The sequence below is a fragment of the Nonomuraea sp. H19 genome (assembly GCF_052068215.1).
GTDB lineage: Bacteria > Actinomycetota > Actinomycetes > Streptosporangiales > Streptosporangiaceae > Nonomuraea.
The window spans coordinates 1-8,685 of sequence record NZ_JBQHCV010000077.1; the positions used below are offsets into that span (position 1 = coordinate 1).

The 8,685-nt window shown below is 67.0% G+C and carries 13 protein-coding genes and 1 pseudogene; 3 read left to right on the plus strand and 11 right to left on the minus strand.

Annotated features, from left to right (window positions below):
• The 4 genes from ACTMTI_RS56055 to ACTMTI_RS56070 all read right to left on the minus strand — a co-directional run.
• Nucleotides 1-266: LamG domain-containing protein (locus ACTMTI_RS56055; protein WP_441129265.1), on the minus strand; the 266-nt coding region annotated here is incomplete at its 3' end.
• Between the two features lie 297 nt (nt 267-563).
• Nucleotides 564-824, minus strand: a complete 261-nt coding sequence (locus ACTMTI_RS56060; RefSeq protein WP_441129266.1) for a hypothetical protein — start codon at nt 822-824, stop codon at nt 564-566.
• A gap of 196 nt (nt 825-1,020) precedes the next feature.
• The gene (locus ACTMTI_RS56065; RefSeq protein ID WP_305925179.1) at nt 1,021-1,287 is read right to left on the minus strand and encodes a hypothetical protein; all 267 of its coding nucleotides are present in this window, start codon (nt 1,285-1,287) and stop codon (nt 1,021-1,023) included.
• 507 nt (nt 1,288-1,794) lie between these two features.
• Nucleotides 1,795-2,358 carry a DUF5994 family protein gene (locus tag ACTMTI_RS56070; RefSeq protein WP_441129267.1) on the minus strand — a complete coding sequence of 188 codons (564 nt, stop codon included), beginning with the start codon at nt 2,356-2,358 and terminating at the stop codon, nt 1,795-1,797.
• Nucleotides 2,359-2,670: 312 nt separating this feature from the next.
• On the opposite strand from ACTMTI_RS56070, the gene ACTMTI_RS56075 reads away from it, so the two are divergent.
• From ACTMTI_RS56075 to ACTMTI_RS56085, 3 genes and pseudogenes are all read left to right on the plus strand, one after another.
• Complete coding sequence (locus ACTMTI_RS56075; protein WP_441129268.1) at nt 2,671-2,877, plus strand: hypothetical protein; 207 nt, start codon at nt 2,671-2,673, stop codon at nt 2,875-2,877.
• A 112-nt stretch (nt 2,878-2,989) separates the two neighbouring features.
• Nucleotides 2,990-3,841 (plus strand): universal stress protein, encoded by an 852-nt coding sequence (locus tag ACTMTI_RS56080; RefSeq protein WP_441129269.1) that lies wholly within the window; start codon nt 2,990-2,992, stop codon nt 3,839-3,841.
• 724 nt (nt 3,842-4,565) lie between these two features.
• Nucleotides 4,566-4,889: pseudogene (locus tag ACTMTI_RS56085) on the plus strand (transglutaminase-like domain-containing protein); the annotation flags it as partial.
• A gap of 34 nt (nt 4,890-4,923) precedes the next feature.
• Here the strand turns inward: ACTMTI_RS56085 and ACTMTI_RS56090 are convergent.
• From ACTMTI_RS56090 to ACTMTI_RS56120, 7 genes are all read right to left on the minus strand, one after another.
• Nucleotides 4,924-5,739, minus strand: a complete 816-nt coding sequence (locus ACTMTI_RS56090) for a transglutaminase-like domain-containing protein (RefSeq protein WP_441129270.1) — start codon at nt 5,737-5,739, stop codon at nt 4,924-4,926.
• A 262-nt stretch (nt 5,740-6,001) separates the two neighbouring features.
• On the minus strand, nt 6,002-6,175 hold the full coding sequence (locus ACTMTI_RS56095) for a hypothetical protein (RefSeq protein ID WP_433013640.1): 174 nt from the start codon (nt 6,173-6,175) through the stop codon (nt 6,002-6,004).
• 4 nt (nt 6,176-6,179) lie between these two features.
• Nucleotides 6,180-6,623 carry a hypothetical protein gene (locus tag ACTMTI_RS56100; RefSeq protein ID WP_441129271.1) on the minus strand — a complete coding sequence of 148 codons (444 nt, stop codon included), beginning with the start codon at nt 6,621-6,623 and terminating at the stop codon, nt 6,180-6,182.
• Nucleotides 6,624-6,666: 43 nt separating this feature from the next.
• Nucleotides 6,667-7,065 (minus strand): hypothetical protein, encoded by a 399-nt coding sequence (locus ACTMTI_RS56105; protein WP_441129272.1) that lies wholly within the window; start codon nt 7,063-7,065, stop codon nt 6,667-6,669.
• 167 nt (nt 7,066-7,232) lie between these two features.
• Nucleotides 7,233-7,553: a DUF6458 family protein gene (locus ACTMTI_RS56110; RefSeq protein ID WP_441129273.1), complete on the minus strand. Its 321-nt coding sequence runs from the start codon at nt 7,551-7,553 to the stop codon at nt 7,233-7,235.
• Between the two features lie 67 nt (nt 7,554-7,620).
• A complete protein-coding gene (locus tag ACTMTI_RS56115) occupies nt 7,621-7,917 on the minus strand; it encodes a GlsB/YeaQ/YmgE family stress response membrane protein (RefSeq protein WP_441129274.1) in 297 nt (98 codons plus the stop codon).
• A 195-nt stretch (nt 7,918-8,112) separates the two neighbouring features.
• The coding region (locus ACTMTI_RS56120) for a LysR substrate-binding domain-containing protein (protein WP_441129275.1) at nt 8,113-8,685 on the minus strand (573 nt) is incomplete at its 5' end.

The following is an 8,685-nucleotide window of genomic DNA, read 5'->3' on the forward strand; positions in this document are numbered from 1 at the left end:
TAGGCATCTGAGGCGAGTGCCCGAGCCGGCGAAACTCGGGGTCGTACGGAGTCATTAGGTTCGAATCCTGCCGGGGACACTTCGCGCACCTCGTCGATCAGGCCGCTGAAGTACTCACGCCAGACGACGTTGCCGCCGATCCGCAGCGGGCTGCCGTCGTCGTAGAGGCTGGCGTTCAGCGCGGTCTGGGCGACCTGCTGGCCGTTGACGAACAACCGCAGGGCGGCGCCGTCGTAGGTGAGCGCCAGGTGGCTCCAGCTGTTCACCGGCAACGGTGAGGTTCCGCTGGCCGTCGACGTGACCCGTCAATGGGCAGAGGATCGCCGCCCGTGAGCCCGGTCCAGCAACTGCCCCAGCAGCCGCTCACCGAAGCCTTCCGACCGGTCCACCGCAACCCTGCTGCGGGCCCCCGGCACAGGTCCCGTCATGACTGATTCAGTTCCCCCGTACTAGATTCCTTCTCTGCCGGGATCCGGCTTTGACCCAACACCGGCCCTTTTACGCGGCTGGCTGAGGACACCGTCCGGCTGGCCAATGTCAGGGCATGTCGGGGCAGCCGCCCGCTACAGGTACTGGCCCGCCTCGGCGCTGTCCGTCTTCGACACACGCGCCGACACCACGTTGGCGAGGTTGATGACCACGCCGTGCACGTCGGCCTCACGCTCATATCTCGCCTGCATCAACACCAGGCTGCGCCGCTCGTCCACTGCACGAGAGATCGCCGCCACCGCCTCCGGCTCCCCGTCGAAGTCCCCGCTCATCACGGACACGTCTTCACCGCCCACCAGGCGGAATCGAATGATCAGTGTGACGTTTTCAGACACGGCCGGCTCCTTTCGCCAGCGTCCACAAGGGACACCTGCCCAGGGTCGAACGCTGTAGGCAGCAGCCCTCCACATCCGCCTACCGCACCGCGGACGCGGCGCCCTCCAGCCGAGTAATAATCGCGTCCGGGGCTGGGCCGGTGCGGGGAGGGGGAAGCGTTGACGCGGAGAATGAACCGCGCCTTTCGTACCGATGTCAGTCTGTGGGCCCCAGCCCGGCGATCCGTTGCTCGCGAACGTCCTGCAGAGCCCGCAGATAGCCGATCTCCAAGGCACGACAGATCAGGTTGTTCATCTCGGGTGAGCCGTCGAGTCGACCCCAACTGGAGAACTCGTTGGCCACCGCCTCATCGGCCAACCGCTCGTCACCAGCATCACCAGGACGTGGACCGTCGTAGCGGATCCGGCCGATGAACTCGCTCCATTCCTCCAGTTCAGCACGCGCGTCATCATCGTCGCTCATACTGGCCATCGTTACCCATGATCACTTTCTGTGCGAGCTCATCCAGCAAGTCTGGTGAGAAAGCACTCTCTTCGGACAAGCAGTAGCCGAGAAGGTCAACAGCGCCTCGCCCAGCTCCTTCCTGCGGCCAAGCCGACGCCCCTGCCGCCGAAGCCTTGCCTACCCCCTGTAGTGGTGCTCAGTCACCCGCTTCCGCATCGAGCTGCCTACCACTCACGCCGGCGTCGAGGAGGTGGGCTCCGGCATCGTGCAGGGTGATGCCGGAGCCGCCTGGCGCGTGGCCAGGCGGCGTCCACTCGTTCGTCGCCGTGATCGCCTTGAAGCGGGTATCACGGGTCGGGCCGTCACCGACCGGCCCCGTCGATGACCCCTCACCCGTACCGGACTTCACGCGTTCAGTAACTCGACCAGGTCCTGCCGGTGGGGTGTCCCTGATCCGCACTGAAGGATCGGACCATGTCCGTCTTCATCGAGAATCGGCGGCGGGACCGGCGGCTCGGTGGCAGGTCAGGTGGCGGCGGGCGGTGCGGGCACGGGATCGGTGAGGCGGCCGCCCTCGTTCTCCCAGGAGGATGAGCCTTCCTGTCCGGGCGTGCCCTCGTCGGGGACGACAGGGCGGAGGATGTCGCCGGGACGAACGCCGATCGTGCCTACGGCGGCGTGCGTGAGCGCGGCCGTGGCCGGGCCGTTCGCCGTGTCGGGTGCAACGACCAGCAAAGTGATGGGCGCGGTTCCCGCGATGCTCAGGGTGATCAGGTGAGGGTCGGAGCTGCGGAACCAGCTCACTCTGACCTGACGACCGCGGGCCGGGATGCGTCGCGGAATGTGATCCCATGCGTCCCGATACAGGGCGACACGCAGCACGGCCCGGCCGAGGCGCCGGTCGACGGCCGAGATGAGGGCAGGCAGTTCAGCGGCGGCGTCGCGAGTGCGGGGCCACCACGCCCCGTCAACGGTGCCGCTCCGATCCAGCAAGGGATTCAGGCTGAGCCTGAGCGCGGAATGCGCCCTGAGGGCGGTAGCGGTAACGGGGCTTGGCGGTGCGGACGGAGAGAGCAGTGCTGTCATCATCGTCGCCTGGCCTGTTCAGGCCCCTCAAAAGGGGCCGAAAGTGGTCTATCGCCGCGGGCGACGCCAACCTGTATGCCAACGCACGAAAAGTCCTCGGTACTGTTATCTTACCTCATTCCGCGAGGCACGGAAGGAAGTTAAGCCGTCATCGACACAATCGGTGCAGTTATCGCTTGTGGTGATAACAGAGACGGCGATTGCTTGTTTCCCATTACCGGCCAAAAGAGCACCTTTGAGTTCAGGTCGTGTTGCGGCCCGCAAAACGCCGACCAGGCGTGGTGCCTGGCGACGGCAGATCCACGGTTCCTCGAGATGGACGCCCGAGAACCGCTGAAGGGAAGCACCGTGAGTCTGACAAGGAAGATCGAGGCCACGACACGGGTCATCAAGAGCTGGATCATGCTCTACTTCGGCCGCGCCACCGGAAACCAGCATCTGGAATCGAAAGGCCTGGCCGGTCGGCCTGAAAATAATATGAGGCATCGTAGCAGGAAGACCAAAGGCATGTTCAAGCACTGATCATGGCCGCCACCAACGGCATCGGCGGCACGAATCCGCTTGCCGATCCATGGGCCTACATATTGCGGGGATCGAGCAATGAGCAAATAGATGGCACAAATCTGGAGGGGCCATGAATCCTGTCATTGTTGTGGGCGTCGACGGTTCGGCCGCCGCGACCGCGGCCGTTGAGTGGGCGGCCGACGACGCTGCGCGCGCGGCGGCCCGACTGCTCATCGTCCACGCCGTGGACCGCTCGCCGTACGAGACCGCGAGGTTCCCCGCCCTCGGGCTGGGTGATGCCGTCACCCTCAGCGCGGAGAGCGTCCTCGCCGACGCCGAGGCGGTCGCGCGCAAGCGACAACCTGGCATCGATGTCACCAGCGAGCTGTCGCAGGGCGCCGCCGCGGCGGTGCTGCGCGGTCAGGCCGGTAACGCCGCCGAGGTCGTGATCGGCGGCAGAGGCCTTGGCAGCCTTCCCGGGGCCATGCTCGGCTCGGTGAGCACCCACGTAGCCGGTCATGCCCGTGGCCCGGTGGTCGTCGTCCGCTCCGACCCCGACACCTCCCACGGAGAGATCGTTGTCGGGCTCGACGACTATCACGCCTGCGAACCCGCCCTCGCCTACGCTTTCGAGCAGGCGATGCTTCGCGCCAGCACGCTACGCGCCGTCTACACGTGGCAACTGCCGAACCACGCCCACGTCTCCGAAACCATCCATGACCTGGACCAGATCCACGCCGACCAGTGCCGGATCGCAGCCGGCATCCTCAAAGGGTGGCGGCAGCAATATCCGCAGGTGGCGGTGGTCGAAGACATCCGGCGGACCCACCCCGTCGACGCGCTCGTCAGCGCCTCCGAGAAGGCAGATCTGGTCGTGGTCGGCTCCCAGGGCCGAGGGGCGATCGGCACAGTGATGCTCGGATCCGTCACCCTCGGCGTTCTGTACCACGGCCGCAACTCCGTCGCGGTGGTGCGGCCATAAGGCGTCCTGCCCGCCCTGACCGGAGATACGAAAATCCCGAACTGGCGGCCATTGGGTGCCGACGGCGATCATCCCAGAATTGGACACGGGCGGCCGTTACGATTTTGCCTGACGGCTGACCATCGCGATGACCGCGCACCTTGAGGGCGACCCGGCACCGGAGAACTGTTCTTCTTCGGCGTGGCCATCACCGGGCCGCCCTGGCTGCGCTTCCACGTCGCCGACGCGCAGGCCGCCGCGTGCACAGCGAGGACATCGAAGTCCGCGGATGGTCCATGATGCACGACTTCACCGTCACCCAGAACCACATGTCGTTGTGCTGAGCGGGCCATTTCGCGGTTCCCCGCGTTCGTCAGCATGTAGTTCGAGCATGAACGCGGCGGCCAGTGCCGGCTCGCATGGCCAGGTGGCGGCGCAGGAGATGCAGACGTGCCAGGGTCCTGCGCAGTGTGTGTCGAGGGCCCCGGCGGCTCTCACGAAGTACACCTCGCTCAGCGGGTCGGCCTGGGCGCGAGCCGCACCGATGAGAACGGCCATGTTGATCACCTTTACTGCGTGTCGTCGTGATGGCCCGATCCCTCACCGGCCACCGCGTGGTGTCTGAGGCGCCCGATGACCGGGACGTCGGCCTGTACGCGCTGGCCACCGTGTTGACCGCCGTCGCTGCCGCGTCGATCGCGACGCACGTGCGCACCTCTTCGGCCGAAGCCCGCGCGGCTGGGAAGGGCGTGTGCCAGGTTTCGCGCACGTCACGCTCGCCCTGTTTCGCGCGTTCGGGTTGCCCGCGTGCTACGTCTCCGGCTGCCTGCACCCGGTGGTGGACGCCGAGGTCGGAGAGGTGACCGCAGGCGAGGGCCACGCCTGGGTGGAGTTCTGGGTCGGTGACTGGGTTGCCCTCGACCCGACCAGCCTCGCCGACTTGGGCAGCCGGCACGTGTTGCCGGCACGTGGCCGTGCCTACGCTGACCTACGACCGCTGTCCGGTGTCTACTCCGTCTTGGCACCGGAGCACTTCGGCGTCACCATCGAGGTCACCCGGCTCGGCTGATGATGCGGCGGGCGGCGGTGTGATCCATTCGTGGTCACGCCGGCTCCTCTTCCGCGCGCACGGTCATCGACTCCAGCAGCGGCGCGCCGAAAGTGGTGATCATGGCTACGTCGGACGCGTCCCGTCCACGTCCTATCAGGATCCGGCCCTTGCGCCGGCGGTGGTTACGCGGATCGAAGGTCCACCATCGATCGCCCAGCCATACCTCCATCCACGCGGCGAAGTCCATGGGCGCCGGGTCCGGCGGCACGTCCATATCGGGCAGGTAGCCGAAGACATAGCGAGCCGGGATGTTGAGCGCCCGGCAGAACGAGATCGCCAGATGGGTGAAGTCGCGGCAGACGCCGAACCCGGAGGTGTTGACGTCGACCGCCGTCGACAGTGGACCGCTGCTGCCGTAGCGGAACGTCAGATGGCGGTAGACATGATCACAGATCGCCTGTACCCGGAGGTAACCGGGGGAAAGGGCGCTGAAGCGCGACCAGGCCTCGTCGCCGAGCATGTCGGGCAGGCAGTAGCGGCTGGGCAGCGTGTAGATGAGAACGTCGTCGGGCAACTCTTCCGGCGGCAGCTCCGGCGCGTGCTCGTCGACGTCCTCGGCCGCGTCGGGCACGAGTGCCAGGGCGTCGTAGCGCAGCGTGGACCGTCCCGCGGGGAGCACCACCCGCACACACAGGTTGCCGTATAAGTCGGTGTAGCGGCGGATGCGCAACTGCGGCTCCGTCGACCACCCGTGCTGCGCGAGACTGACCGGCGCCGCGTCCTGGAGTTCCACCTGCAAGACAGTCGGGGTGTCGACGGCGGCAACGTACACGAACTCACATCCCACCCGCACCCGTCGCACGTCCACGGCCCTATGGTGCTGCGGCGATGTTCCCATCACGTCTCCCGTCGCCAGCCGATCCCAAGTATTCGAAGAGCTCCTTCAATCGCCATGAGCAGCCCCCGGTACGGCCTGCCTGGCCAGTGTCATGAGGCGCGGAAGGACCAAGTTGCTCGGGCATAGCCTCGATCGGACGGGAGCTTGGTCGGTCGCCATGGGTCCCTTTGATCCGAAGGCACGTCCCTGAGGGTGCTGGGAGACTCGTCGCCGTGGCTGAAAGGTGCCCCGGTCACCGTTTTCTGCGCCAGCGGGTGCCCGCGGTGCCGATGCCTCCCTGATGGAGTGCGAGCAGGCACAGTCCGAGCAGGATGAAGGTGGTGCCGCCGATGCCGGCGATGGCGGTGTTGAGCAGGTCGAGCAGCAGGCCGATCGCAAAGACGATGGCCGCGACGATGGCCAGCACGACGTCACCGCGTCGCGTGGTCGTCGGCGAGCGGCATCAGCTTGTGCAAGACGTTGCGGTAGGCGCGCAGGGCCATCCTCAGTCGTTCGGTGTCGGTGTCGTCGTGGTCGGTGTTCTTCCAGGGCTCCCGGAGCTCACGCAGGCGGCGTTCCAGCGTCTCGCGGATCAAGGTCATCACCTCGTCCATGAGCGAGTCGGCGCGCTGGACGGCTTCGCGCGGGTCGTCCACGAAGGACGCTTGAAGATCGTGCCACCGGTCCAGGACACCGCTGGGGTCGCTGCCGAGTAACGAGGCGCGTTGCGGTGGCGCGGGTTCGGCCGCCGGGTCGAAGACGAGCTTGTCGGAGGTGGTGGCCGGAGGAGTGTCGTGATCGAGAACGGGCGCGGGTCGAGGTGGCGGTATGTCGGTGGTCTGGCCGAGGCGCTCTTCGTCGTTGCGGATGTCCATGCGTCAGCTCTCTCGAGGGTCGCCGTGCAGTGCCGGATGGCCGTCACGGGCAGGGGCGGCTGGTTGCGGGTAGTCCTTGTCGGTGTCGTCGAGGAGCTCTCGAACAGGACGCGGTAGTGCACCATGGCCTGCCGCAGATCCTCGGTGGAGGCTTCGTCATGTGCGGCACGCCCGCTGATCTGGCGGCCTTCCTGTAATGGTGCAGGGTGCGGCCGTGCACCACCGACAGGTTGGAGAGCTGCTGCTGGAAGTCTCCTGCGGGGTATCCGCGTTCGGCCACGACCCGCCAGATCACCAGCTGATCGGCCTCGTCTACGGTGGCGCCTGGCGCGTCCACGAACTGCTCCTGCAGTTTGGTCCACTGCGCGCGGTGGCTCTGCCGGGCCTGCGGGCTGAGCGGCTTGATGTCGAGGGTGGCGAACCGCTTCTCGCGGGTCCGCAACTCCCGCTCGGCCTCACCGCGGGTGTCCCGCTGGCTCAGGGTGCGTTCATATTCGATACCGAAGCGCCGACGAAGCCAAGAAACGAGTCTGGAAGGCCAGGTCAACAGGAGCTGGAAAGGTTCTTCCTGGACGCCGCTGCCTTGGAGGAACTTGGCGCTCCCCCTTGTCACAGGCGACGATCGTCCGGGAGCCTGCGAGTACCGCCCTGTCTGCCGTCGTCGCCGGGTGGGTCTACCAGGGTGGGCGGCGGCCGGTCGTCGATGCGGCCGTTGATGCGGTCGTCGATGACGTCCTGGCGGCTGCGGACCGTCGACTGGCTCCAGCGTGACTTGCTGCGCAGCAGGGGCAGCAGGAGCCCAGCGGCGCCGCCGAGCATCAGGATGACGCCCACAATGCGCAGGTCGACGCCGCCCACTGAGCCATCGGCCAGGGCGAAGGTGAGGATGGCGCCGAAGACGATGACCATGATGGCTCCCGCGATGGGCATCACGCACCACCCCTGCCGCGGCAGGCACGTGAGCTCTGGGATGGGTTGCGGGGCGTGCTGGGCGGGGTCATCGGCGGCCGGCCCAGCGGCCGGTTCGGCGGCCCGGACGCCGGCCGGTGATCAGGTGGTAGCCGAGCAGCAGGGCTGCCGCGCCGACGATGGCGCAGATCCAGGTGGACAGGTTGAAGAACCCCTGGATGCCAGAGACGTGCAACACCTCGGTGGCGACGAAGCCACCCAGCAGCGCCCCGGCGATGCCGAGCACGAAGGTGATGATCAGACCTTGCGGGTCCTTGCCGGGGACCAGCATTCTGGCCACTGCCCCGGCGACCAGTCCGAGGATGATCCAAGCGATGATGCCCATGGCCGAGCTCCTTTGGCGGTGCATCGATGTCTGCATGGGATCGGTCTTCCGGACCGGTCGAAGCAGGGGGCCGGCCGCCGCATGGGTGTCGGCGCCGACGGTCACACTCGTTCACTTCGAGCCAAACACTCACGCGTGCCGTACCGAAACAGGCGATCCGGAAAGAACCCATCTCCAGGACCGATCACTGGGGCATCAGACAGGCTCATCGCTGTGGCTGGTGGCCGTCGGAGCACCTTCGCTGACGGATGGTCCGCTGGGCGGGGCGACGGGTTCCAGCCAGCCGAGCCGCTCGGCGAGGTGTGAGGCGCTGTTGATGAGGGTGGCGATGTGGGGAGAGGGGTTGGCGTCGTGCCACAGCAGTGACCAGGGATAGTGCGTGGTGGGTTCGATCAGGGGTCGCCAGGTGGTGCCCGGCCGGTTGGAGGTGCGGAAGGAGGAGGGGATGCAGTGCACGCAGCGGTGCTGGAGTACGAGGTCGGCGGCGGCGCGGGTGCTCTCGACGGTTCCCTCGTAGATGGTGGGCGCGAACCCTGACGACCGGCACAGCGCCATGACGAACTGGTTGAGCTCGGGCGTCTGGGATTCCTCGCCCAGCAGCAGCAGGTCGTCGGCGAGGGCGGCGACGGGGACGCCGTCCGTCATGTCGGCGAAGCGGTGGTCATTGGGCACCAGGACGCCGAGGGGATCGAGCCTGATCAGCTTGGACGTCACCTCGGCCGGGGTCTGGGAGGCGTGTCCGATGGCGATGTCCAGGCGCCCGTCGGC